Consider the following 25,415-nt stretch of genomic DNA (forward strand, 5'->3'; position numbering starts at 1 on the left):
AGTTGAAAAACAATTAGAAATTATATATAATTTAGCACAAAAGGAGCTTTTTTAGTTATCTAGGACAGCCCCAAAAAATATATTAATAAGAAAGAGGGTGGGAATGAAAGTAAGTTTTAAAACTTTATTTACATTTGCCCGCCCTTTATTCTTTATAATACATTTAAAAATTTTTGTTCTAATTTTCTTTATATCTAAAATAAAAAAGCATGCCCGCCCAAATTTTTATTATATTTATAATTTCTTTAACGCACGGTTAATGGATTTTTATTTATAATTAGAATTGTATTATTGATTGATTTATATTTATAATTTTGTTTTACGTGCGGTTAAGAATATAAATAGGGAGGAACTTTAAAAAAATCCCTCCCCAAAGTGTTAATAAAACTCTACGGAATTTATTGAATTGGCAATATTATACAAAGAGTCATACTCATTGTCTAATGGAAATGTATAATTTAATACAAGATAATTTGAATGTTTCGATTCAAATATTACATAAAATAAAATGGTATCATCTAATTTTATCTTATATTGTATATTCTTATTTCCATTAACATAAAAATAGTCTTTTAATATATTGTTTTGATGCTCCATACTGTTTAAGTTTATAAGTTTTTTTAAAGAATCTTTTTCAGCTTTCATATAACCTACTAAACATGTTGTTTGAGTATTTTCTTCTAAAAATATACTTTCTATATTATATAAATCTTTAGCATATCCTGTATTTTCTATTATATAATTTTTTTCTTTTTCTGATAATTTGATAGCATTATTCAAAGGTATAAGTTTTGCTTTTATTAATTGTATATCATGTTTATTATTGTATGATATATTATTTCCAAAACTTAATTTCTTGAAATTTATATCTTTATCAGAAAATATATCATTATTAACATTATTGGAGCATGAAATTAAAAATAGTGTTAATATAAAATATAGTGTTTTCATTTTTGTGTTTTATTATTTTCTTACAGTTACAGTTCTGCTTGTAAAACCAAGTATTCCGGTAAGCAAGTTAATAAAGAAATCTCCAGCATTACTTCTAGTGTATATTTCATAATTTTCAGCATTGCCGGCTAGTCTTTCAATATCAACATCATTCATAGGTACTGCTCCCCAGAGGGCATACCATTGTTTTCTTGTTACAGTGACTCCTGTTTGCGGACCATTTCCGATTAAATGCCTATGCTGAGCACAGGATAAGGCAAATATTGAAACAGCCAACAGTAAAACTATAAATTTCATCATAAAAAGCTCCTTAAGTATTATTGATTTTCACCTACATAGTGAACATTGTTCAGTTTAACATAATAAGCATGTTTGTCAATGAAAAACACTAAAAATAAAACATGAATACTAATTTGTTCACTTTGCTTATTAGTAAATAATCTTAATAAAAATTAATTAATAATTTTGTAAAAATTGATTACATATTTTTATAAAATTATTATATTTTTAATATAAAGATGTGATAAACAGTTACAATAAAAATTGATTGTATCACATATAATCCAATATAATTTTTTATAATGGAGGTAAATTATGGCAAATTTTGTAAATTATAATTTTTATTTTTTCACAGATAAAGACTATGCATTGTTACTTAAAGAGTATAATGAAATCATTCGGAAAAGTTTTAAATCAGATGCAGGTAATAAAAATATTAGTACTTCATAATAGTTTTTATATGAAACAAAATCAATGATAATGGTAGCGTAGCATTTAAATTTACGATTAACTTTTCTATTATCTGTATTACAACTCATAACACTTTCAAAAGACATCATATTTATAAGTTTTAATAAAATGCTTCATTGATTTTGTTTCATAAAAAAGAGAAATATTATAAAAATACTTCTCTTTTATAAGCGAAAAAAATTATTGAAAATCAGATACGTATAAAATTATTTACCAAATACTGCTTCATAATCTTTTTTGAATTTTTCAATACCTTGATCAGTTAATGGGTGTTTAGTCATTTGAAGTATAACACTGTATGGAACAGTAGCAATATCAGCACCAGCTAAAGCACATTCAGTAACATGAATAGGGTGGCGTACACTTGCAGAAATAATTTCAGTTTCTATAGCATGAGTAGCAAAGATTTCAGAAATAGTTCTTATAAGTTCAAGTCCGTCCATTGATATATCGTCAAGTCTTCCTATGAAAGGTGAAACATAAGTAGCACCAGCTCTTGCAGCAAGTAATGCCTGATTAGCAGAGAATATTAAAGTAACATTAGTTTTAATTCCTTCTTTAGAAAGAACTTTTACAGCTTTTAATCCTTCATCAGTCATAGGAATTTTAACTACCATGTTTTTATGTATTTTAGCTATTTCTCTAGCTTCTGCTATCATATCTTCAGCTTTAACAGTAGTAGCTTTAACTTCACCAGATATAGGGCCGTCAACAATAGTAGTAATTTCTTCTATAGTTTTTTTAAAATCTCTTCCTTCTTTAGCTATTAAAGATGGATTAGTAGTAACACCGCAAATAACACCCATATCATTAGCTTTTCTAATTTCATCAACATTTGCTGTATCTATGAAAAATTTCATTTAAAAGTCTCCTTAAATAATTTATTTTTGAATGTTATTATATATCTTAGAGTATATTTTATCAATAAAAAATATGAATTACTTTTAAATATTATTTATTAGTTAAATCTTCTATTAAATCATAATAATGCTTTTTGCCTTGAAAAATATCCTGAGATAATATTTTTTGAGCATTTTCATATTTATATATTTCTGAATCTTTGCTAATATCATTTTCTAAAATTAATGTATCATTTGTAATTTTATAAAATTGATGATATGTACTTATTAGTCCGTCAATTTCTTCTTTATAAAGTAAAGATATAACACTATTTTGATAATTAGTAACTCCTGCATTTACAGCTATGAACATAGGTATATTTTCAGGGACAAAATTATTAGGTGCTTTATATGCTCCATTAGTACCGTCCCAAATTAATATAGGATTTGGAGTATTATCATTTAAAAAGCTATTTTTTATATCATTATCCATAGAAGAATTTTCTATTATTCCTCTTAAGTATGGATACAAATGGTCATGTTTAAATATGATCAATGCATTAGGAGAATAATCAAGTATAATGTCTCTTATTTTAATTATTTCCATTGCAGTAATAACAGAATTATCCATAGTTTCAATTAAATTATATACATTTTTCTTATCTATAAGAGAGAAGAAATTATTGTTATTTTTTATAATATTAAAGTCATTTTTTATATGTGATTCTGTATGTCCTAGTAATGTAAAACCATATAAAAATACAGGTTTATCAAAATTATTAATATTTGTACTTAGGTAAGCATCAATATTTGTTGTTCCAATATTAAATATGATATTTTCAAAGCCTATAGCAGGTAGAAAGTTAGCTAAATTATATGAATTTATAGCTTCTTCCAATGCTGTAGTGCTATATCCATTTTTTGAAAGTAAATCAGGTAATGTGTATTCTAGTAAATTATTTTTAGGCTGATTTTTTTGATATAGAGGACTTGATCCGGTGAGTCCTGCAAGTCTTGCATAAAAACTTCCGTTTCCAGTATTGGGACCAATTTTTCTAGAATTATTAGCCCAATCTCTATATTCTTTTGGAAAAGGGTCTTTATCAAAGAGATTAGTAAAGTGAGAATAATCATAAAAAGACTCTAGAAATATTATAAATATATCTCTTTTATCAAAATTGTTTTGCAATTTTAAATTTGAATAATTTCTTTTTTCTTCTTGACTTTTTAAGATATTTAAAGCATTTAGTACTTCATTTTTTGAATGTCTTTTGTTATTAGATCTATCATAATTGATTCTATAATTAATAGTATCTATAATTCCATTTTCATTTGCTTTATTTGCAAAATTATTCCAAGCGATATTAACATCGCCTTTTCTAAAAAATACACCATATATAATAATTATTATCATTACAATCATTACTATAGAAGTACTTTTTTTCATCTTTAATAAATTATAAATTGATAGTCCTATTAATAATATAATAACTGAAAAGTAAATTAAACTGCTTAATATTATTAATATTCTTATCCAAAAAGATGATACTGCTATCAATGAAGGATATAAAGTAGGTATATCTCTAAATAATAGTATACTATTTTGGAAAGTTAATCCTAATGGCTGTATAACAAAAAATGATAGTATATTTATTATTTCAAATAATAGTGTATATAATATTTTTTTATTTAAAAGATTAAAAGCTATAGTCAAAAATATATATGATAAAAGTATATCAGCATAATGATATCTTATTACCATAATTGAAAATTGTTTAAGTATTATTGGCAGTAACAAATAAATAGAACTATTTATTAAAAGCAGCAATATATAATATTTATAATTTCTTTTTATATTTGGTATTATATAAAGATATAAAACAGGGAATATAAATAAGAATAATATAGATAATATAATAACATTTTTTTTCAGTTTTAATTTGTATTGTATATCTATTTTGTCATCGGGTTTTAATTCATTATTGTCAGATGATAAAGTGGCAAAAGGTGTACCATTATCATCTTTAGCAGTGAATATATTTTCAGTTTCATTTTTAAAATATGGGTATACTCCATATATATCACTATGTCTGAATATTTTATTATTATAATAATTTATTTTGCAATTATAATAATTATCTAATATTTTATCAAATTCTGATAGGTATCCAGTTCTTTCTATATTTCCTAATAATGATAAAGATATTAATCCTAATAATATAACAGATACTACAATAGAATATATTATAATAAATTTTTTATGTTTTTGAAATATGGAATGCATTTTAACCTCTATTTTTATCGATAAAAAATAATTTTATAGGAATAATTATATTTGATATTTTTATTTATAAATTAAATATGTACGTACAATATTATAGCACAAAAGAGTATATAGTCAATTATATGTATTATTTATTAGTAATATCTTTGATCAAGTTATAATAATGCTTTTTGCCTTGAAAAATATCCTGGGATAAAATTCTTTGAGCATTCTCATATTCAAATATTGTGAGATTTGATACTTCACTTTGATCTATAGAGGAATCATTTGTAGTATAGTAGAATTTATTATAAGTGCTTATTGTATCTTCAATTTTTTCTTTATACAGTAAAGATATAACACTATTTGTATAATCAATATTTAAATTAACTGCTATAAATAATGGTATATTTTCCGGAGTGAAATTTTCATTTGCTTTATATGCTCCGTTAGTACCGTCCCAAATTAAAATAGGTGAAGGCTTATAATCATTTAAAAAGTTCTGTTTTATTTTTTCATCTAATTTTGAACGCTCTATTATAGCTTTTAAATAAGGGTATAAATGATCATGTTTAAATATTATAATAGCATTTGGAGAATGTTTTAATATTGTATCTCTTATTTCTATAATATTTAAAGCAGTCATTGCAGAGTTATCAAGAGTTTCTATTATATGAAGTTTATCATTTCCTTCAAAATTATCTAAAAACTTTTTATTATTATCAGCTATATTTAAATCATTCGATAAATGTGAATCAGTATGTCCTAATATTGTAAATCCGGCAGCAAATACAGGAGTTGCTAAATTTGAAATATTGGTGCTTAAATAGGTGTTGATATTAGTAGTACCAAGTCCGAATATTTGAGATTTAAATCCTATAGAAGGGTAGAATGTTTTTAAATTATAAGTGTTCAATGCTTCTTCTAAAGCTATAGTATAATATCCATTTTTTGAAAGTAAATCCGGAAGTGTATTTTCTATTTTTTCTGATTGAGTTTTTGGATAAAGAGGACTTGAGGCAGTAAGACCTGCAAGTCTTGCATAGAAGCTTCCATTGTTAACATTAGGTGCTATTTTCCTAGAATTATTTGCCCATTTTCTATATTCTTTAGTGAATGGATCTTTTTGAAATAGCTTTGAAAAATGTGAGTAATCATAGAAGGATTCTAAAAATATTAAGTATACATCTCGTTTAAAACTATTTTTAAGGTTTTCAATTTTTACTAAATTATTTGTTATAGTATTTTCAACATTGCTTGCTACATTAGGATAATTATTTTTTAATATATTTATATAATCATAATCTATTTTTTCATTGTTATATATAAAATTTGTATCCAATTGATTACTTAAAATTGAAATGTTTAATTTTTCAAGTTTTTCAATTTCATTAAAAATATTTTTTGTTGATTTTAAATAAAGTGCTGATACATCTCTTTTTAACTGATACTCTTTTAATAAATCGATAGAATTTGAAACGAGTTCTTTACTTGGTTTTATTTCGTTTAACCTATCATAATTTATTCTATAGTTAATAGTATTTATTATACCTTTCCTATTGGCATTTCTTACAAAATCAATGCTCCATATATCTATATTTTTTGGATTGAAAAATAAATAAAATGCTATAAATATAATAGAAGCACTCATAACTAAAGCTGCTATTTTGCTTTTCTCTTTAAACATCTTGTATATATTGTATATAAATAGTGCTATCAATAATATTATAACAGCGAAATATATTATACTTACAGTTATAGTTATGATTTTCAAATGTATAGGAAGTACTGTAATAAGTGAAGCATAAAGATTTGGAATATCAGAAAATAGTATAACCATATTAAGTACAGTTAAACTTATTGACTCTATTACAAAAAATGAAAATATTGATATAACACAAAATGAGACAGTTAATATCATTTTTATATTTTTATTCTTTATAATAGGATAATACTCAAGTAAATTATATGCTATCATTGTAAACATATAAGTATACAAGAAGTCGTATATATTAAATTGAAGCTTCATCATAGAACATGAAGGCATTATTAATTTTGTTACTAGAATATAAAGCAAGCTATTTAATATAAGAAATAATATATATGCTTTATAGTTTGATATTATATTTGGCATTATATATTGATAAAGTATAGGGAAAAGTATTATCAAAAATAATAAGAATAACAGCACTTCTTTTTTTATTTTTAATTTGTATTTTATATTTTCTATTTTATCATTTTCTTTTAATTGTATGCTGTTATCATCAAGCACTAAATTACCATAGAAACTTCCGCTCCATCTTATATTAGTAACATGATTCGGCATTTCATTTGTATTTGGAGTTACTCTATATATTTGATTATTTTTAAATATGCTGCTTTCAAATTTTAACTGGAAATAGTATTTATTTTCTAATATATGATTGAAATTTGATAAATATCCTTTTCTTTCAATATTTCCAAGTATTGTGAAAGTAATGAAAAAGATAATTATTAAACTTATAAATATTAAATATGATATTATAAAAGTTTTTTTATTTTGCTTCATTTTGATAATTTTACTTTTTGATTTTAATATTATAACAGTAATGTTTATTGAAAGTTAAATTAAATTTTGCGATGTACATTGGGCATAATATAAATATTTTAATAAATAGTATATACCTAAACAACTATATTTTGTCAAAAATAAATTTATATTTTTTTTGATATCTGGGGCTTTGCCCCAGACCCCACTTCTTTTGCGACCGAAGGGAGTACCTTTAGGTATGCCACAAAGAAGCTATATCCTCGACAGGCTCGGATACGCTTCGCGAAAGGCTACATTTTGGCTTTAATTTAATAAATTATTTTACATGTAAGACAATTTTAGTATGATTTAGTACTAATTTTATACTTGCACTTTTTGCAACTTTGACGAAGTCCGCAGAGCGTGTGCGGCGGGAAAAAGTTGAATAAAAAATTGACAAACTTAAAAATTCTTAGTATATACCTAGACAATTGCAATAAAAATATTTCAAATACTATATTTATAAATAATATAATACAAAAAGTAAAATACTATTTATAAATATAATTTTTTTTATTTTTTAATTATCTTTTAATTTAAAGAACTCTATCAATTTATTTAAATTTTGTGCTTCATTAAGAAGTAATTGAGAAGAAGAAGTAGCCTCTTCAACTAAGCTGGCATTTTGCTGAACAGAAGTATCCATTTGATTTATAGTTATATTAATTTGTCCTATTCCAATTTCTTCATCTTTTGCAACTGAGTTTATTTTTTGCATTAAAGTAGCAGCATGATCCATACTTTCAGATATTTTCAAGAATGTATCTTTTGATTCTTTAACACTTGCTGCTGCTATATTAATTTTATCATTACTGTCAGCAATTAATGCGGTAATATTTTTTACAGATTCCTGAGTATTCTGTGCTAGATTTCTAACTTCAGAAGCAACAACAGCAAATCCTCTTCCTTGATCTCCAGCTCTTGCTGCTTCTACAGAGGCATTAAGAGCAAGTATATTAGTTTGAAAAGCAATAGATTCTATTAATTTAGTAATATCCATAATTTTAGAACTTGCTTCATATACATCGTCCATTTTAGAAACACTTTCTTCTATTATCTGACTTGCTTTTTCAGTATATTCTTTTGACTGCATAACTATTTCAGTACCATTATTGATATCAGCAACAGCAAGTTTTACATTATTAGCCATTTCAGCCATAGTAGATGCTGTTTCTTCCAAACTTGAAGCCTGCATTTCTGTTCTGTTTGATAAATCATTGTTTCCGGCAAGTACCTCATTAGCAGCATTTTCAACTGATATTGAAGATTGTTTTACAGTATTCATTACATTATTTAAATTATCTAAAGTATTTTGAACAGCATTGGCTATGATACCCCATTCATCTTTTCTGCTTGTAAATCCTGGAGGTGTTGACCAAGATATATCTCCTTGTGATAATTTTGTTAAATCTTGAGCCAATAATTTTATTATAATAACAACTCTAGTTTTTATGATGAAAGGTGTGATTATAAATACTATTAATAATATAGCTATTGATACTATAATCATCATATTTCTTATATTATTGCTGTCTTTAAGTATTATATAATTAGGAACAAATATTTTCATTCCCCAATTCTGACCAGTTTGAAGTTTTATAGGAACGAAGATATATGTAGACATAGTTTTTAATGTTGCACTGTAATCTTCAAATATTACTGTTTGACCTGCTTTAATTTTATTTAATAGATCATTGTCTTTATAATATGGATAAGCATCATAAACATTTTGACCTACATAAGATTCATTTTCTGCATTATATAGTAAAGATCCATTATGATCGAATAAAGATGTTAAAGTATTTTCAAAAGGGTTTATATTATCCATTATTGGAGCTAATGAACTGATAAAAATATCTACTCCGGCAACACCTATAGTTTTTCCATTATATTTTAATGGTATAGACCAAGTATTCATTTTTACCATTTTTCCTGCAACTTCAAAATCATAAATAGATGTAATATGTGTATTTCCAGAACTTATAGGAGCAGTATAATAATCACTTTTTAATTCTACAGAAGTCATGCCTCTAGCCTCAATAGAAGCTCCATTTCTATATACATAATCAGAGAACATACCGCCGGCCTCTGAATAATTAGGGTCATTAGTATAATCATAATCATTTCCCATAATATTTGGTTCAAATACTAAGAATAAAGCTCCTGTACCTTCTGGTAATGTGCTGAAGAAATCCATTGTTGTAGCTTTGTATGTATCTCTGTTTCTATTGCCTGATCTATATAAATTATCTACAGTATATTTAAATGTATTTAAACTATCAAGAGCCTCCTGAACAAGAGATTCAACTTTTGCTGCTTCTCCTTTGGCACTTTCTTCAAGTACTTTATATGATAGCTTTTTTGTAACATTACTAACAGATAAAATATTGATAGTTCCTGATATCATAAGCATGATAAAAAATGGAACAAGTATTATCATACTTATTTTAAATTGCAGACTATTTAGCCTATTCATAAGATTTCTCCAAATATTGATTATGAAATTTTTATAATGGTATATTTTCGTATTATACAATAGTATGTGTTAATATACAATGTTTAATTAGTATTTTTGTTAAAAATTGTCCATAATATAATCTGTTAAACGAATTTTTCAGATGATAAAAATATAATAAAAAAATTACTTTATTGTAATAATTGTATTTAATATTTTTTAGTATATAATAGTGTCCTATTTTAAGATAACAAAAAAATTATATATAAAAAATTTATGGATAAAGAAAGTATAGTAAATGCTGAAGAAAACTCTTTTGATAAGGAAGAAAATAATAATTCCATAAGACCAAAAGGTTTTGATGATTTTTTAGGACAAAGCAATATAAAATCAAAATTAAAGGTTTTTATAAGCAGTGCTAAAAAAAGAGATGTTTCTTTGGATCATATATTATTTTACGGCCCTCCCGGACTTGGAAAAACTACATTGGCACAAATAATAGCAAATGAAATGGGCAGTAATATAAAAGCAACATCAGCACCTATAATAGAACGTCCCGGTGATTTAGCTTCTATATTAACTACATTAGGTGAAAAAGATATATTATTTATAGATGAGATACACAGATTAAGAACCGTAGTTGAAGAAGTGCTTTATTCAGCAATGGAAGATTTCTTTGTTGATATAAAAGTAGGAGAGGGAACATCTGCTAAAAGTTTTAGAGTGAAACTTCCTCATTTTACTTTGATAGGGGCAACAACTAGAAGCGGTTTATTAAGTACTCCTCTTTATGACAGATTTGGAATAGTGGAAAGACTTGAATTCTATACTAATGAAGATTTAGCGAATATTGTTAAAAGAAGTTCCAAATTTTTAGATATTGATATTACAGATGATGCGGCAATTTCTATAGCTTCAAGATCAAGGGGTACACCTAGAATAGTCAATAGGCTTTTAAGACGTGTTTTTGACTTTGCTACAGTGCATGATGTTTTAAAAATAGATGATAAATTTGCCTCCGATTCTTTGGAAAAATTAGGTATAGATAAGAATGGATTTGAGGCATTAGATAAACTTTATTTAAATACGATCATTAAGCATTATAATGGTGGGCCTGTTGGAGTTGATACTTTATCTGTATCTTTATCCGAACAGATAGAAACTATAGAAGATGTTATAGAACCATATTTGATACAATGCGGATTTGTGAAGAGAACACCTAAAGGAAGGGTGGCGACTAATAAGGCCTATTCATATTTAAATCTTTCTTCTAGGTATGACGATAATTATAATAATGAAGAAAAAGGGCTTTTTGATTTTTAAGGAGGTATATTATTTTAATTACAGATGATAGTACAACAGAAAAGAAATCCAATACCCAATTGGATAAGTATTATTTAGAAGAAACTTCTAAAGATGTTAAAGGTCTTGCTAAACAGTTTGTAAGTAATTTCAAAAATACATCTGCTCCTACTGCTTCTTCTCCTTCTCATTTTGATATTAGTTATAAAAAAGCTGTTAAAATAAAGCCTTCAAGATATAAAGCCCCTAAGGCAAAAATAAAATTTAATAGAACTAAAAGATTCTTTCAGAAAATATATAATGCCACTTATGGTATAAGACATTTCTTTAAATCTATTGTAGATGCTGTAATGAGAAAAGGTAATCATGAAAGAAGTATATTAATATTTTATAATGATGAGGAACATGCTGTAAGACTTCCTATAAATAATTTCATGATAATGTTTTTAGTTTTAGTATTTGCATCTTTAGTTTATACTGGATATGATGCTTATGACAGACAAAAACAGGCTAGAATATTTTATAATACATTATCAGCAAGGGAAGCTAAAACTTATACCTTAATAGAAGATTATAAAAATTCATTGAATAGATTTTCAAAAGCATTAGTAGACTATAATAATGCTATGAAAAGTATATCTTATACAATAGATTATAATGATAATGGTACATTTAATAATAATGTAAATTATGTGGAAGCTACTAACATTAATAAAATGCTTAATGAAGTAGATTCATATCAAAAAAATGTATTGGCATTTATGGAAGTATCTCCAAAAATACATAAAGAAATACCTTTAGGCTGGCCAGTTGCCGGAGGCGGAAGAATATCAAGCGGTTTTGGTGCTAGAGTTTCCCCATTCAATCAAGAGGAGAAAAGCTATCACTATGGCGTAGATATTGCAGGCCCTTATGGAACTCCTATACTTGCTGTTGCTGACGGAGTAGTGACTTTTTCAGGCTGGAGAAATGGATACGGCTGGTTTTTATTAATTACTCATGCTAATGGCTTTCAAACTGCTTACGGACATAACTCTAAACTTTTAGTTGATTATGGTGAAAAAGTTAAGAGAGGTGAAAGAATAGCATTGATTGGAAATACCGGACGTACTACTGGAATACATTGCCATTTTGAAATAAGGGTTGCTGGAGATCATAAAAATCCTATGCCTTATTTAAGTGCTAGATTTTAAAATACTTTTATACTTTTATATTATTTATCAAAAATAAAATATATGAAAAAATAGTGGAGGAGACTATATGAAAAGGATTATTGTAACAGGAGGAGCCGGATTTTTAGGCTCTCATTTATGTGAAAGATTATTAAAAGAAGGCAACTATGTAATTTCAGTTGATAATTTTTATACAGCTTCAAAAGATAATATAAAACATTTAATTGATTATAGAAACTTTGAAAGTATTAGACATGATATAATAGAACCAATACATATTGAATGTGATGAAATATATAATTTTGCTTGTCCGGCATCACCTATACATTATCAAAAAAATCCTGTAGCAACTTTAAAAACAAATGTTTTAGGTATTATTAATATGCTTGATTTAGCTAGAGATTGCAATGCAAGAATACTTCAAGCTTCTACAAGTGAAGTTTATGGAGATCCTTTAGAGCACCCTCAAGATGAGAGCTATTGGGGACATGTTAATCCTAATGGTGTGAGAAGCTGTTATGATGAAGGCAAAAGAAGTGCTGAAACTTTAATGATGGATTATCATAGACAATATAAAACAGATATAAAAATTATAAGAATATTTAATACTTATGGTCCTAGAATGAATGAAAATGATGGAAGAGTGGTTTCTAATTTTATTGTTCAAGCTTTGCAGAATTTACCTATAACTGTTTATGGAGATGGAAGTCAGACTAGAAGTTTCTGTTATTGCGATGATTTAATTGATGGTGCTATAAGAATGATGAATAGTGAAAATTTTATAGGGCCTGTTAATTTAGGTAATCCTTCAGAGATGTCTGTTTTAGAATTTGCTCAAAAAATTATAGATATAACTAATTCAAAATCTGAGATTATATTCAAAGAACTTCCTAAAGATGATCCTATAAAAAGACAGCCTAATATAACTTTAGCTAAAGAAAAGCTTAATTGGCAGCCTCGTTATAGTTTAGATGAAGGTCTAAAGAAAACTATAGAGTATTTTGATAATTATTTAAAAACAAGATAAAATACTGCTTATTATAATATTTGAAATGTGTAAAAATCAAATTTGTAATTATACATAGTAATTATAAATTTGATTTTTTTTTCTTTCATGCTAAAATAGCAAGTAAACATAATATTATAATAGGACAATCGTAGATGAAAGAATTACCCAATTTAATTAATTTAATAAATTCTATTAAAGGTGAAATTTGCTATTCTTACATAAATAAAATAGTAGCTATAGATAAACAATATAAAGAAATGGAAGATGTTGAAGGGCAAAAGATTATAGATGTATTGAGATATGGCGGATATATGCATTTCCAATTTTCACAAGATGCTATGCTTGTAGATTTAGGTCCTAATGGTTCTTTTGTACTTACTGAAGATGATACCTATGAAAATAGTATATTAAAGTTAGAAACTGATCATGGTAACTTCTTTGTGGTAGATGACAGTAAAGACAATGAAGAAATTACAAAAATAATACCTATATGGAAAGACTCCACTACAATGCCTCAAATAGGTTATGACCCTCTAACAAAGCAATTTAATTATAATCTATTTTGTCAGCTTTTAGCGGATAATGATACTACAGTAGAGAAATTAATAAAAAATCCTTTAATATTAAGCGGTATAGGCAATGTATATGGGGATATGATATTAAAAAGGGCATCTATAACTAAAAAGACAAAAACTTCAGAAGTTAGTAAAGCCAAAGCAAGAGAAATATTTGATGCTATAAAGCAGGTTCTTAGAGAGGCTTCTGGAAATATAGAAGAAGAAGATAGCGATTCATCAGAAGAATGATAAAATGATAATAATAAAAAGCCCAATGAAATGCTATTCATTGGGTTTTTTTCATTAATATATTATAATCATAGTAAGTTTTATATTTATTAAATATTAGTAAAATAGCTCAGGTTCAGCCCTTCTTTCAAATTGCTTTTCAAGGTCATGCTGATGGTATAAGAAGCCTTCATCATCATAGTATCTGCAATGCTCAGGGCATTTCTTTATACAAGCTCCGCATTTTATACATTTACCTACATATTTAGTTATATCATCAAAGTCTATTGATGCAAGAGGGCATACATGTGCACATGTTTTACAATTAGTACATTTAGATGTATCTACTTTTGGTTTCACTTTTAATATATCAATAGCATGCTCATGTTCATCTCTAGGTATATAATAAGGTCTGATAGGGTCATTTCCTCTTACTTGTATTGGTTCTGAAGGAATATCATTATTATTTTTTATTTTTTCTGCAACTTTATCAGCAAATAATAGAGCTTTTTGCATATCGCTTTCATCTGGTCTTTTAGCAGCAAGTGTATATGAAAAGGCATGCTCTCCGATAAAAGCAGCTCCTGCTATAGTTCTAAATCCGTTTTCTTCTAAAGTGTTTCTTAACTCTATCAAAGAATCATCAAAATTTCTATTTCCGAATAAAACAATAGGTACAGCTAATGCTCCTGAAGCTTTAATATTATTCTTATAAAAAGGAAGCATAACATTTGGTATTCTTCCTGCATAAGTAGGGCTTCCGCATATTACAAGTTCATTTTCTTTAAACTCCAATACTTTTTCTCTATTTTTTGGAAGGGAGAAATTGTATTTTTCAAAGGGTACATTTAATACTTTAGCTATATGTTCACCTACAAAGGAAACTATTTTCTGCGTAGTTCCAGTGCCGCTATAATATATTGAATAAACTTTATTTACAGTCATATTGTATACCCCCTTAAAGTATTTAAAATGCATGTTAATATTATGTATCTTTATTTTAATATGTCAATACAAAATTAGAAAAAAATAATAAAATTTACATTTATGTTACAAATACATGCTTTATTAAAACAGATAATAATTCAAACAGAAAAATAAAATTACTATATTAAATAATTTTTTTTATGAATCCCGCCCTTTATTCTATATAGTTTTATTTAGAATTTTTGTTTTAATTAAGTTTTTTATTTTTTAAGAAAAAGCAAGCCCACCCAAGTGTTATTTAGATTTATGGTTTCTTTACCGCACGGTGAACAAATTTAAAATATGAACTGATTAATAATTCAATTTTCATTATATATGAAATTTCATTAACCGTGCGTAGAGTAGATTCAAAATTTAATTTAAACTTGGGTGGGAGTGCTTTTTCAAATGAGGCATAAAATATAATTAAAATAAAAAATCTTTAATATACTTCAAAGTATAAAGGGTGGGTTTATAAATAAAGCTATTTTTTAATATATTTTTCATACATAAAATTCATATATATTTAAATTTGATGTTGCATAAAAATCTATTATTATTTAGAATAAACATAATTCTATATTTTATATGGTATTTATATATGAGAAAAGTTGTTTTGTTTATAAGCATATTGACTATATTGTTTTCATGTTCCAAAACAGAAGTGCCTTTACCTGATGATAAAATAGGAGAGCTTGTATTAAATCCAAACGGACAGACTCCATTATCATTGGTATATAAAATGGATACTAATAATAATTATCCTGTTACAGTTATTACAGAGGGCAGATTAGGGGATAATGATATAATTTTTACTTATCCAAAAAATTACGGATCAAATTTTGCAATTCATGGAATGTATTCAGAAAATACAAATACAATTCATATAATTAATGGCACCAATAGAATATCTACTAATATAGTAGTTGATAAACTTTTTATAGACGGACTTTATGTTCCTGCTACAAACAGAGTTATAAGAAATTTAGAAGTAGAGGAAAATGTATATTTTTATAATGATAATGGTGATAGAGTTTTTACTAATTTAAAAGATAATAATGAGGAAATATATTTTGCAAGCCCAGTTATAAATAAAAGCTGGAAAGGTCTTTTTTTAATGGGTGTAAGCAGAAATGGAAATTTACGATATGTGAATTATTCTAATTTTTATCTTACTAATGAAATAGCAAAAGTTATAGATGAAGATAATGATATAGTAATTTATGATACTATGGGTGTAAGTGATTTACTTGGAAATGCTAAACTTGATGTTACTAAATTAGATATAGGTGTTCATCATGATGTTATAAGAAAGAAATCAGATAGTAATTATATAATGCTTGCTAATTCAGCTTGGGGTGTAGAGGATAGAATTTGTGAAGTAGACAGCAACAGCAATATGATAAGAGATTTATATGTAGGCGATTTGATAAAGAAGATAGTTAATGAAAATGGAGATGAGGCAGAAAAAGAGTATTTAAAGAAACTTATATTTGATAAGGACAATAAATATTATAGTATAGGCAGAAAAAAAGATTTTCCTATGGATTGGGCACATTGTAATTCATTAGTTTATGATGAAGCTAATGATATACTTTATTTATCAGTAAGAAGCTTAGCTGTTATGGCAGTAGATTATAGTGAATGGGAACTCATTTGGTATATGGCCGATGATACATTAGATACTATGGAATCATACAATCCTTATGGAAGATATTTGAAAGACTTAAAATCATTCGATCCGTATAAAGTATTAGGAGACGGTAATACAGATGGGCCAAAGAGTCAGCATGCTTTATTTTTAATATCAACTAATGTTATAGCTATGTTTGATAATCAAGGCGATGAAGATGAAAATCCTAATGGTTCAAGATATGTAGAATATAAAATCACAGGATCTCATGGTAATTGGAAGGCTGAAAAGATTTATGAATACAAGACAGCAGATAAATTGTATTCTCATTATATATCCGATGTGGATTATTTAACTAATGGAAATATTTTACTTGATTTTGGGAATAATTCTCAAATAATGGAGGTAAACAAAGAAACTAAAGAAGTACTTTATCAATTGAAATTTGGCTTGAAAACTTGGGGAATTTATAGAATAGATAAGATGCCATTCTACTATTCTCCTGAATATGATTTTAATGAAGACAGTTCTTTAATAAAATAATGAAGCAGTATAAAATGGGGATTGATGCATGCAAGATATATACGAAAAAATAGTAAGCGAAAAACATATAGGTAAGGAAGCAAATCCAATAAATCAATATGATATATTTTCTTTAGCAAGTGATTATGCAAGAAATAATTCCAATAACAAAAGTAATGGAATAGGTTTAGTAATAATAGATATTCAAAGAGATTTTGTAGATCCTAAACGCGGGGCTTTGCCAGTTAAAGGAGCTGTAAAAGATGTGCAGAAAATAATACGCTTTATATATGAGAATTTGGAAGATATATATGGTATTTACATAAGTATGGATACGCATTATTATGATTCTATATTTCACCCGTATATGTGGAAAAAGCCTAATGGTGAAGATGTAGAGCCTTTTACAGAGATTACTTTAGAAAAAATCAATAAGCATGAAATAATACCATTATTCAAAAAAGAGCAAATAGAGTATGTTAAGAGACTTGAAGAAGAAACTGGAAATAAATTAACAATTTGGCCATATCATTGTTTACATGGCACTGACGGCTGGCTTATAGAAAAACAGCTTAATAATATGCTTCTATTTTTTGAGCGTGCTAAAGGAACTAATATCAATAAAATAATTAAAGGTACTGAAAGATTTACAGAGATGGTTGGTGCTATAAGGCCTGAAATAACAACATCAGAAACAAGATTTTTTGATATGGCTTGGATATATGAATTAAAAAACTATAAAGAAATATATATGTGCGGAGAATCCAAGGATTGGGGCCTTTATGAAACAGTGTATCAGCTTTGTGATATGTATTCAGGCGATAAGAATATTACTAAAAAAATTAATGTTATGATGAATTGCTGCAGTGCTGTTGGTGATAATACTAAAGCCAATAAAAAATATGAAGAATTATCAAAAACTTACGGCATTAAACTAATAGAAGTATAATATCCTTTATATAATAATTTTACAAATCACTTTATTTATTAAATTATGTAGCTATAATTAATAAAATATAGTAATATTTTAAATTTTATTTTTTATAATATTTTTACTTTTTTTGACTTTTTCAATTATAATTATATACTATATATTATATAAAAAATAAAAACTCAAAAGGAGTGTAAATATGAAAGGATATGCTATGCTAAAAATAGGGGAATCAGGCTGGATAGAAAAAGACAGACCAGTTTGCGGCCCTGCTGATGCCATTGTAAAACCTTTGGCTGTTGCTATATGTACTTCTGACGTACATACATTATGGGAAGGTGCTATAGGTGAAAGACATAACATGATTTTAGGTCATGAAGCTTGCGGAGAAGTAGTAGAAGTAGGAAGTTTAGTTAAAGATTTTAAACCTGGTGATAAAGTTTTAATACCAGCTATTACTCCTGATTGGAACAGTGTAGAAGCTCAAGCTGGATATTCTATGCACTCTGGCGGTATGCTTGCTGGTTGGAAATTCTCTAACTTTAAAGACGGTGTATTTGGTGAAGTATTCCATGTAAATGATGCTGATGGTAACTTAGCTCTTTTACCTAGCAATATTGATCCTGTAGATGCTTGTATGCTTTCTGATATGGTTCCTACTGGATTCCATGGAGCAGAATTAGCTGATGTACAATATGGTGATAGTGTACTTGTTATAGGTATTGGACCTGTTGGACTTATGGGTGTTGCTGGAGCTGCTTTAAGAGGAGCTGCTAGAATTATTGCTGTTGGTACTAGACCTAATTGTGTTGAAGCTGCTAAGAAATACGGTGCTGAAGAATTTATAAGCTATAAAAATGGCCCTATAGATGAACAAGTTTTGAAAATGACTAATGGAAAAGGTGTTGATAAAGTTATTATTGCTGGCGGCGGAGTTGAAACTTTTGCTGAGGCAGTTCGTTCTTTAAAAGCTGGCGGTAAAATCGGAAACGTTAACTATTTAGGTAAAGGTGATTATATACAAATCCCTAGAGTTGAATGGGGTGTTGGTATGGGTCATAAAGCTATACTTGGCGGACTTATGCCTGGCGGAAGACTCAGAATGGAAAAACTTGGTGCATTAGTTTCTTCTGGAAAATTAAATGTTCATCATTTAGTTTCTCATGTATTTGATGGTTGGGAAAATCTTGAAAAAGCTTTATTTATGATGAGAGATAAACCTGCTGATTTAATCAAACCTGTAGTTAGAATTGAAAAATAATTTTTTATAATTCTTGATATCATAACTGGCAGATATTTTTTAATATCTGTCAGTTTTTTTATACAGTTCTAAAATAATTAAAAAATTAAATTGTTTTTTATGCGGCAGTAAAACATGTTGTTATATTTTTGCTTAGTTTACATACCCCGCCCATTAGTTTTATTGCGTATTTTATTATTTTAGTTTTTAATTTCTTTATTGTGATTATTAAAAAATAGAAATCCCGCCCTAGAATTATTTATATTTTTAATGTTTTCACCGCACGGTGAATGAAATTAAAAATATGAATACTATAAAAATATAATTTAAGCTTAAATATGTGGAATCATTAAACGTGCGTTAAAATATATTTTTATAAAAAGTAAGTTTGTAATTAATTTTAAAATGCTTTGATTTTTAGAATATCATGAATATGAACTATTCCAATAGGTTTGTTATTTTCTTTATTAACAACGATAAGATTTGTGATTTTACCTTCCATTGTATGTAGTGCTTCACCAATTAATGTATCTTCATAAATGACTTTAGGAGAAGTATTCATTATATCTTTAACTTCTTTATGTAAAATATTTGCTATATCATCATCTTTTACAAGCAATCTTTTTAAATCTCCGTCAACAATAACACCTTTTAGAGTATCATTGTCATCTACAACAATGGCAATACCAAGTTTGCATTCTATGATTTTGAATAATGCTTCTTTTAATGTAGTAGTGAGATTTATGATAGGGAGGTTATCAGTATGCATTATAGATTTAACTTTAGCCAATTGTCTTCCCAAACTTCCGCCAGGGTGGAATATAGCAAAATCTTCAGCTTTAAAACCTCTTAATTCCATTAATGCAGTGGCTAATGCATCAGATAAAGCTAAAGATGCTGTAGTACTAACAGTAGGAGCTAATTTTAGAGGACAAGCCTCCTCTTTAACATAAGTTAATATTGTGATTTTCGCATTTTTAGAAAGTGTAGATTTAGGGTCATTTGTAATAGCTATGTATGGAATATTTTGTCTGCATAACCAATTAACAAGTTCTATAATTTCACGCGATTCTCCGCCTTTAGAATAAAGCAGGCAGCAATCATCTTTAGTTATCATACCAAAGTCGCCATGCATACATTCATTAGGATCTACAAAGAAACTAGGCGTACCTGTAGAGGCAAAAGTGGCAGCAGCTTTTCTAGCTATATGCCCGCTTTTACCTACTCCAGATGTTATTACTCTTCCCCTAATTTGAAAAAGCTCTTTTACAGCATTTTCAAAATTACTATCTAGCTTGTCAGATAAATATTTAAGATTTTCACTCTCTAATAAAAGAGTATTTTTGCCGCGTTCTATTATATTCATACAAATCTATTAATAACCTTTTAATTAATCTATTACTGCACTTATCAAGTGACCTGCCAATCTTTCTATTGCTTTATCAATATATTTTTTATCTTTCAGCTTTTTTTTGTATAAGTCAATTTTCTCAGGATTAATTTTTACTGCTGTCTTCATACGATACCTCTAAATAAATATATCTTCGATGAAAGATATTTCACGTTTGTAATGGGTATCGTCTATTAAAACTGCCCCAAAGGAACATTTTTGATTTAAACTTAATCCTTTTGTAATTAAGTATTCCTCAGCCGCCTCATAGAGCCTTTTTTTCTTACGCTCTGATATTGAGCAAGCTGCATATCCAAAACTTCCCTGTCTTCGATATTTAACTTCTATAAACACAATAACAACTCCTTTTGTCATTACTAAATCTATCTCGCCTCTTGTCTTTTTAGCTATAAAATTCCTTTCTAAAAGCGTAAAACCAAGATTCTCGAGATATTTCAAGGCAATGTCCTCTCCTAGATTGCCTATCTCTTTTTTGTTAGCCATTTTTTATATTACTTTTCTTCTTCTGAATCTAATATCTTTGTTTTTACCTCCTCTAAAAAGTCAGTATCTTTATCAACACCAGCTATAAACAATTGGTTTGTTTCTAGTAAATTAATAGTTTCACCGTCCTCTATAAATTCACCATTTTCATTAGACACTATTTTGATTATAGGTCTTATTGGGAAATTAGGATTAGTAGCAAAAACAAAGCCTTTTCTCTTATCATTTAAAAGTACAATACAGCCTATAGGATATACAGTAAATATGCTTACAAAAGTTTTAGATATATTTGGATCATATTTTGTATTAGCTCCATGTATGATCTCTCTTACAGCATCTGATAAAAATATATTCTTTTTGGAATTATCAGTGTTTTTATCAAGCATTAAATTAAAAGTAGATTTCTGTTCATTTATTTTATTTTTAGAAAGAGATATTCTTCTATATTTAAGCATTTTTTCTACAGTATGAGCAATGGCAACTATTTTAGCATATAGATGTATTTGATTACCAACGAGTCCTCTAGGATATCCTTTACCATTAAAGAATTCATGGTGAGCTAATGATATCATTGCTAATTCATCATCAAACCTGAAGCTGGTTTTCATGATTTTATATCCGTAAACTGTATGTTTTTTTACTTCATTATATTCATCTGTGGTGAATCTGCCTATTTTATTTAATATTTTATCTGGTACTTTAATTAAGCCTATATCATAAAGCATAGCACCTACACCAAGTTTTTTTACTCTATTTTCAGAGAATTTCATTGCACGGCCAATAATCATAGATATCATTGATACATTTAAAGACCTTATATAATATTCATCTGCTCTTGGTAAATTAGCTATGTTAAATAATTGAAGTACACTATTAAGATTTCTATTTACTATATCCAATATTTCATCTATTATTTCATTAAGTTCATTGATATTTACTATATTATTATTTTTATAATTACCTAAACTTGTTTTTACTTTCTTTATTATATTTAAATAAATTTTCTTAAATACTTTATACTCTCTTATAAATTTGTCAAAATCAGCATTTACTTCTGGAATATCAGAACTGTTAGTATCTTCAACAAATACTTCGTCTATATCCCATTTTTGGAAACGGGCCATATCAGCATCTTTTAATTCTATAAACCCAGTAGAAGCAAGAAAATTATTATGAAGATATATATCTTTTTTTTCTGCTTTTGTTTTTATATCGTTGATATTTATTTTAGTTAATTTTGCCATTGCCTTATTCTGCCTTTAATTTATATATATATTTTAGTATTATACTTACAGCCTCATATAGTGAATATGGTATTTCTTCTCCTATTTCTAATTGCATTAAATGCTTAGCAGTATCCTCATCAGAAACTATAGGAACCTTATTTTTATGTGCTATTTCAACCATTCTTTTCGCTAAATAGTGGCTTCCCTTAGATATAACAACTGGGGCATTATGTATTTCCCTATCATATAAAAGGGCAACTGCATTTTCTATATCTTGCTTATTATTCATTATTCTTCCCCGCATAATTAATTTCTGTTTCTATATTTTCAAAACTTCTCAGCAATTCATTAATCTCTTCTTTATTACATCTATTATATAACTTTTTGTCAAATAATATAATACTAAGCAAATATTTTTCTTCATTATTATATTTCGTGATTTTTATCTCACATAATTCTTTATTATTGTCATAAGCAGTAAATGTAAATTTATTACTGTTTGTATTTTCATCTTTATTTACATAAAGCAATAGTTCTTTTACTTCCCCATCTATCATAAATGGTATAGGGATCATAAAAGTAGTTTCTTTGAAATTCCTATTTTTTCTATTAGAAGACAATACTTTTAATAGAAGCATAAGCATATTAGAATTATCAGAAGACAATTCATTATGAAGCATGTCAAAGAGCATAAACCATGCATTAAAGTTACCATTTGCATGTATATATTTATTTAAATTCTCTGCTAGATCATCATTATTACCATTTGCTGTAACACTATTAAAAAGCATTAGTAATATTTCGGTTGTTTCATCGTTTTTGTTAGAGTTTTTTATAATACCCAGTAGGTCGTTAAATTTGCTGAAAATATTTCCTAAAGAGTTTATTTCTTCTACCGTTAAATATACACCGTTGGACATTGCATTTAGTATGAACTTTTTTTTATTGCTGTCTAAGTCAGGAAGATATTTTAATACAGTTTCTAAATATTTGATATTTTCATAACTAGGTTTTATTCCTTTTTGTGAAAGTAATGTTGATATTTCTGAATTATTTTCAGCTATATTTACCGATACATTAACTTTATTGGAATGCATATTTTCTCTGGCTTCTTTTAGGCTGGCAGCATCTTTTAAGAGAGTTAAAGTTACTTCTCCGTTTTTCTTACTTACTAATGCAAAGCCTTTATCAGTCATGCCGTTTTTAAAAAGTGCTATGACTTTATTGCCCATAATATTTATTAATGCTTTATTAGAATCTAATTTACGCATTACAGAATATCGTACAATATCACCCTCTTTTATTTGTGATGAGGCTTTATTTTGAATTAGATTAAAATATTTATTATTTATATTAATCATATACCTATTATATATTTTTTTATTTATTTGTTAATACTTATTTTTAAATTAAATTGTATAAACTTTACAAACGCACGGTTATTAGTATAAAAGGTATAATTTTATACTAATATAAAGATTTCATATAAACAAATTGCATTCAGCGTGCGGTGCTATGCATATCAAATTTAAAATCAACTTGGGTGGGCATGCTTTTTTTATTTAAATAATAAGTATATGAAAAATAGAAATTTTAAATTAGCATAAAAAAATTAGAGGGTGGGGTGTGTAAATAAGTTTTAAAACTTAATTACATTTGCCCGCCCTTTATATTTAAAATTTATTTTGTTGTTTTTTGTATTATATTTCTTTTTAACTTTTATTGTTATTTTAACGCCCACCCATAATTTTTTTAATTTATAATGTTTATACCGCACGGTGAATGAAATTAAAAATATAAATTGAGTAATAATATAATTTTTGTTATATATATGGATTTATTTACCGTGCGTTAAATAAATTTAAAATTTGTTATTCAAGACTTTCTTTGTTTTGTTCTTTTAGATAATTTTTTTTATTTTCATCAATATTTATAAATGATTCTATAGTACTGTTTAGATTTGACTTTAATTTTTGCCTTTCTTCAAGAGCCTGTTTTCTATTTTGCTTGAATACTTTTTCATGATTTCTTATGATGTCTAAATCTTTAACTATACCAGCCTGAGCCCTAGCAATATCAACAACTACTTGTAAAATTTCTTTAGCATCATTATAGCCTTGTGCAATTCTTCTGTATGCACCTTCAGGAGAAAAATCAAGTACTCCGGTTATCATATTTCCTAAATCTTCTTTCGGGCATATTTCATAAATGTTAACATTCTCTTTTCTGTATTTTAATATTTCTTTTCCATCAAAATGTATTACTATAATATCAGTGCATCCTATATCAAGTAAAGGTTTAATAGGTGAGTTGTCTTTAATGCCTCCGTCCCAATATGACTGCTTCCCTTCTGAATATACATCTTGTATAGGAAAGATAACAGGTATTGCCGAAGTAGATAAAAGTATTTTTTTGATAGTTTCTTTATCTCTGCCATTTAATTGAAAATATTTAGTTTTGAATGCAGGAAGTTCTGTGCAGGTGGCATATATAGGAAAATACATTTTTGATATAGCATCTAAATCAATATATTTATCTATTAAATCAGAAAGCCCTTTTCTTGAAAAAATGCCTTTAAATACTAAAGTTTTCAAAAAATTAAATATAGCAATAGCAGGGTTATGCGGTATTGAAAGAACATTAACTATTTGATTAAATATAACTTTTATATCTTCTTTTTCAACATCAAGACTTAAAATTTTATCCTGTATTTTCTGCGTCCATAAAGTTTCAGCCAGCCCATAATCATTGAGAGCAAAAAGACAAGCATTAAGCCCTCCTACCGAAGTACCGGAAATAGCCTTTATATTATTATCAAGCCCAACCTCTTTCAAATACTTCCAAACGCCGATTTGATAAGCACCCTTACCGCCTCCGCCGTCCAAAACAAGCCCTATATTATTCATTT

Annotated in this window: 22 protein-coding genes; 8 read left to right on the top strand and 14 right to left on the bottom strand. The window is 27.0% G+C overall.

Features of this window, described 5'->3' with window-relative positions; genetic code table 11:
• Positions 1–378 precede the first annotated feature (378 nt).
• Both Q0K52_RS03880 and Q0K52_RS03885 read right to left on the bottom strand, forming a co-directional pair.
• The gene (locus Q0K52_RS03880; protein WP_297296665.1) at positions 379–951 is read right to left on the bottom strand and encodes a hypothetical protein; all 573 of its coding nucleotides are present in this window, start codon (positions 949–951) and stop codon (positions 379–381) included.
• 12 nt (positions 952–963) lie between these two features.
• On the bottom strand, positions 964–1,251 hold the full coding sequence (locus tag Q0K52_RS03885) for a hypothetical protein (RefSeq protein ID WP_297296667.1): 288 nt from the start codon (positions 1,249–1,251) through the stop codon (positions 964–966).
• Positions 1,252–1,545: 294 nt separating this feature from the next.
• Here Q0K52_RS03885 and Q0K52_RS03890 point away from each other — a divergent pair, with 294 nt between their 5' ends.
• The gene (locus tag Q0K52_RS03890; protein WP_297296669.1) at positions 1,546–1,680 is read left to right on the top strand and encodes a hypothetical protein; all 135 of its coding nucleotides are present in this window, start codon (positions 1,546–1,548) and stop codon (positions 1,678–1,680) included.
• Between the two features lie 227 nt (positions 1,681–1,907).
• Here the strand turns inward: Q0K52_RS03890 and fsa are convergent, their stop codons facing one another.
• The 4 genes from fsa to Q0K52_RS03910 all read right to left on the bottom strand — a co-directional run bounded on the left by fsa (position 1,908) and on the right by Q0K52_RS03910 (position 9,848).
• Complete coding sequence (gene fsa / locus Q0K52_RS03895) at positions 1,908–2,561, bottom strand: fructose-6-phosphate aldolase (protein WP_297296671.1); 654 nt, start codon at positions 2,559–2,561, stop codon at positions 1,908–1,910.
• A 91-nt stretch (positions 2,562–2,652) separates the two neighbouring features.
• On the bottom strand, positions 2,653–4,824 hold the full coding sequence (locus Q0K52_RS03900) for a hypothetical protein (RefSeq protein WP_297296673.1): 2,172 nt from the start codon (positions 4,822–4,824) through the stop codon (positions 2,653–2,655).
• A gap of 127 nt (positions 4,825–4,951) precedes the next feature.
• Positions 4,952–7,351 (bottom strand): hypothetical protein, encoded by a 2,400-nt coding sequence (locus Q0K52_RS03905; RefSeq protein WP_297296675.1) that lies wholly within the window; start codon positions 7,349–7,351, stop codon positions 4,952–4,954.
• Between the two features lie 541 nt (positions 7,352–7,892).
• Positions 7,893–9,848 (bottom strand): methyl-accepting chemotaxis protein, encoded by a 1,956-nt coding sequence (locus Q0K52_RS03910; protein WP_297296677.1) that lies wholly within the window; start codon positions 9,846–9,848, stop codon positions 7,893–7,895.
• Positions 9,849–10,103: 255 nt separating this feature from the next.
• On the opposite strand from Q0K52_RS03910, the gene ruvB reads away from it, so the two are divergent.
• From ruvB to Q0K52_RS03930, 4 genes are all read left to right on the top strand, one after another.
• Positions 10,104–11,150, top strand: a complete 1,047-nt coding sequence (gene ruvB, locus Q0K52_RS03915) for a Holliday junction branch migration DNA helicase RuvB (RefSeq protein WP_297296679.1) — start codon at positions 10,104–10,106, stop codon at positions 11,148–11,150.
• A 59-nt stretch (positions 11,151–11,209) separates the two neighbouring features.
• Positions 11,210–12,322 carry a M23 family metallopeptidase gene (locus Q0K52_RS03920; protein WP_297296680.1) on the top strand — a complete coding sequence of 371 codons (1,113 nt, stop codon included), beginning with the start codon at positions 11,210–11,212 and terminating at the stop codon, positions 12,320–12,322.
• Between the two features lie 67 nt (positions 12,323–12,389).
• A complete protein-coding gene (locus Q0K52_RS03925; RefSeq protein ID WP_297296682.1) occupies positions 12,390–13,328 on the top strand; it encodes a UDP-glucuronic acid decarboxylase family protein in 939 nt (312 codons plus the stop codon).
• Positions 13,329–13,462: 134 nt separating this feature from the next.
• Complete coding sequence (locus Q0K52_RS03930; RefSeq protein ID WP_297296684.1) at positions 13,463–14,116, top strand: formamidopyrimidine-DNA glycosylase; 654 nt, start codon at positions 13,463–13,465, stop codon at positions 14,114–14,116.
• Positions 14,117–14,212: 96 nt separating this feature from the next.
• On the opposite strand, the gene Q0K52_RS03935 is transcribed toward Q0K52_RS03930, so the two are convergent.
• Positions 14,213–15,040: an EFR1 family ferrodoxin gene (locus Q0K52_RS03935; RefSeq protein WP_297296686.1), complete on the bottom strand. Its 828-nt coding sequence runs from the start codon at positions 15,038–15,040 to the stop codon at positions 14,213–14,215.
• Positions 15,041–15,662: 622 nt separating this feature from the next.
• On the opposite strand from Q0K52_RS03935, the gene Q0K52_RS03940 reads away from it, so the two are divergent.
• From Q0K52_RS03940 to Q0K52_RS03950, 3 genes are all read left to right on the top strand, one after another.
• Positions 15,663–17,237 (top strand): aryl-sulfate sulfotransferase, encoded by a 1,575-nt coding sequence (locus tag Q0K52_RS03940; RefSeq protein WP_297296688.1) that lies wholly within the window; start codon positions 15,663–15,665, stop codon positions 17,235–17,237.
• A 28-nt stretch (positions 17,238–17,265) separates the two neighbouring features.
• Positions 17,266–18,165: a nicotinamidase gene (locus Q0K52_RS03945; protein WP_297296690.1), complete on the top strand. Its 900-nt coding sequence runs from the start codon at positions 17,266–17,268 to the stop codon at positions 18,163–18,165.
• 181 nt (positions 18,166–18,346) lie between these two features.
• A complete protein-coding gene (locus Q0K52_RS03950; RefSeq protein ID WP_297296692.1) occupies positions 18,347–19,408 on the top strand; it encodes an NAD(P)-dependent alcohol dehydrogenase in 1,062 nt (353 codons plus the stop codon).
• A 379-nt stretch (positions 19,409–19,787) separates the two neighbouring features.
• Here Q0K52_RS03950 and Q0K52_RS03955 read toward each other — a convergent pair whose 3' ends face one another.
• The 7 genes from Q0K52_RS03955 to Q0K52_RS03985 all read right to left on the bottom strand — a co-directional run bounded on the left by Q0K52_RS03955 (position 19,788) and on the right by Q0K52_RS03985 (position 25,413).
• Complete coding sequence (locus Q0K52_RS03955) at positions 19,788–20,753, bottom strand: SIS domain-containing protein (protein WP_297296694.1); 966 nt, start codon at positions 20,751–20,753, stop codon at positions 19,788–19,790.
• 24 nt (positions 20,754–20,777) lie between these two features.
• Entirely contained in the window at positions 20,778–20,906 is a 129-nt protein-coding gene (locus Q0K52_RS03960; protein ID WP_297296696.1) for a hypothetical protein, read from the bottom strand.
• A gap of 9 nt (positions 20,907–20,915) precedes the next feature.
• Entirely contained in the window at positions 20,916–21,281 is a 366-nt protein-coding gene (locus tag Q0K52_RS03965) for a YraN family protein (RefSeq protein ID WP_297296698.1), read from the bottom strand.
• 8 nt (positions 21,282–21,289) lie between these two features.
• Positions 21,290–22,525, bottom strand: coding sequence for an HD domain-containing phosphohydrolase (locus tag Q0K52_RS03970; RefSeq protein WP_297296700.1), 1,236 nt, complete (start codon positions 22,523–22,525; stop codon positions 21,290–21,292).
• A 4-nt stretch (positions 22,526–22,529) separates the two neighbouring features.
• Positions 22,530–22,796, bottom strand: a complete 267-nt coding sequence (locus tag Q0K52_RS03975; protein WP_297296702.1) for an EscU/YscU/HrcU family type III secretion system export apparatus switch protein — start codon at positions 22,794–22,796, stop codon at positions 22,530–22,532.
• Positions 22,789–23,868: a hypothetical protein gene (locus tag Q0K52_RS03980; RefSeq protein WP_297296704.1), complete on the bottom strand. Its 1,080-nt coding sequence runs from the start codon at positions 23,866–23,868 to the stop codon at positions 22,789–22,791. Before Q0K52_RS03980 ends, Q0K52_RS03975 begins: the two co-directional genes overlap by 8 nt.
• Before the next feature lie 510 nt (positions 23,869–24,378).
• Positions 24,379–25,413 (bottom strand): patatin-like phospholipase family protein, encoded by a 1,035-nt coding sequence (locus tag Q0K52_RS03985; RefSeq protein WP_297296706.1) that lies wholly within the window; start codon positions 25,411–25,413, stop codon positions 24,379–24,381.
• Positions 25,414–25,415 lie beyond the last annotated feature (2 nt).

It is taken from the genome of uncultured Brachyspira sp. (assembly GCF_944390845.1).
Classification (GTDB): Bacteria; Spirochaetota; Brachyspiria; order Brachyspirales; family Brachyspiraceae; genus Brachyspira; species Brachyspira pulli.

Bases quoted from the DNA above. Each gene is read 5' to 3' on its own strand.
- Q0K52_RS03880 (WP_297296665.1), bottom strand. From the start codon at position 951: ATGAAAACACTATATTTTATATTAACACTATTTTTAATTTCATGCTCC.
- Q0K52_RS03885 (WP_297296667.1), bottom strand. From the start codon at position 1,251: ATGATGAAATTTATAGTTTTACTGTTGGCTGTTTCAATATTTGCCTTA.
- Q0K52_RS03890 (WP_297296669.1), top strand. From the start codon at position 1,546: ATGGCAAATTTTGTAAATTATAATTTTTATTTTTTCACAGATAAAGAC.
- fsa (WP_297296671.1), bottom strand. From the start codon at position 2,561: ATGAAATTTTTCATAGATACAGCAAATGTTGATGAAATTAGAAAAGCT.
- Q0K52_RS03900 (WP_297296673.1), bottom strand. From the start codon at position 4,824: ATGCATTCCATATTTCAAAAACATAAAAAATTTATTATAATATATTCT.
- Q0K52_RS03905 (WP_297296675.1), bottom strand. From the start codon at position 7,351: ATGAAGCAAAATAAAAAAACTTTTATAATATCATATTTAATATTTATA.
- Q0K52_RS03910 (WP_297296677.1), bottom strand. From the start codon at position 9,848: ATGAATAGGCTAAATAGTCTGCAATTTAAAATAAGTATGATAATACTT.
- ruvB (WP_297296679.1), top strand. From the start codon at position 10,104: ATGGATAAAGAAAGTATAGTAAATGCTGAAGAAAACTCTTTTGATAAG.
- Q0K52_RS03925 (WP_297296682.1), top strand. From the start codon at position 12,390: ATGAAAAGGATTATTGTAACAGGAGGAGCCGGATTTTTAGGCTCTCAT.
- Q0K52_RS03930 (WP_297296684.1), top strand. From the start codon at position 13,463: ATGAAAGAATTACCCAATTTAATTAATTTAATAAATTCTATTAAAGGT.
- Q0K52_RS03935 (WP_297296686.1), bottom strand. From the start codon at position 15,040: ATGACTGTAAATAAAGTTTATTCAATATATTATAGCGGCACTGGAACT.
- Q0K52_RS03940 (WP_297296688.1), top strand. From the start codon at position 15,663: ATGAGAAAAGTTGTTTTGTTTATAAGCATATTGACTATATTGTTTTCA.
- Q0K52_RS03945 (WP_297296690.1), top strand. From the start codon at position 17,266: ATGCAAGATATATACGAAAAAATAGTAAGCGAAAAACATATAGGTAAG.
- Q0K52_RS03950 (WP_297296692.1), top strand. From the start codon at position 18,347: ATGAAAGGATATGCTATGCTAAAAATAGGGGAATCAGGCTGGATAGAA.
- Q0K52_RS03955 (WP_297296694.1), bottom strand. From the start codon at position 20,753: ATGAATATAATAGAACGCGGCAAAAATACTCTTTTATTAGAGAGTGAA.
- Q0K52_RS03960 (WP_297296696.1), bottom strand. From the start codon at position 20,906: ATGAAGACAGCAGTAAAAATTAATCCTGAGAAAATTGACTTATACAAA.
- Q0K52_RS03965 (WP_297296698.1), bottom strand. From the start codon at position 21,281: ATGGCTAACAAAAAAGAGATAGGCAATCTAGGAGAGGACATTGCCTTG.
- Q0K52_RS03970 (WP_297296700.1), bottom strand. From the start codon at position 22,525: ATGGCAAAATTAACTAAAATAAATATCAACGATATAAAAACAAAAGCA.
- Q0K52_RS03975 (WP_297296702.1), bottom strand. From the start codon at position 22,796: ATGAATAATAAGCAAGATATAGAAAATGCAGTTGCCCTTTTATATGAT.
- Q0K52_RS03980 (WP_297296704.1), bottom strand. From the start codon at position 23,868: ATGATTAATATAAATAATAAATATTTTAATCTAATTCAAAATAAAGCC.
- Q0K52_RS03985 (WP_297296706.1), bottom strand. From the start codon at position 25,413: ATGAATAATATAGGGCTTGTTTTGGACGGCGGAGGCGGTAAGGGTGCT.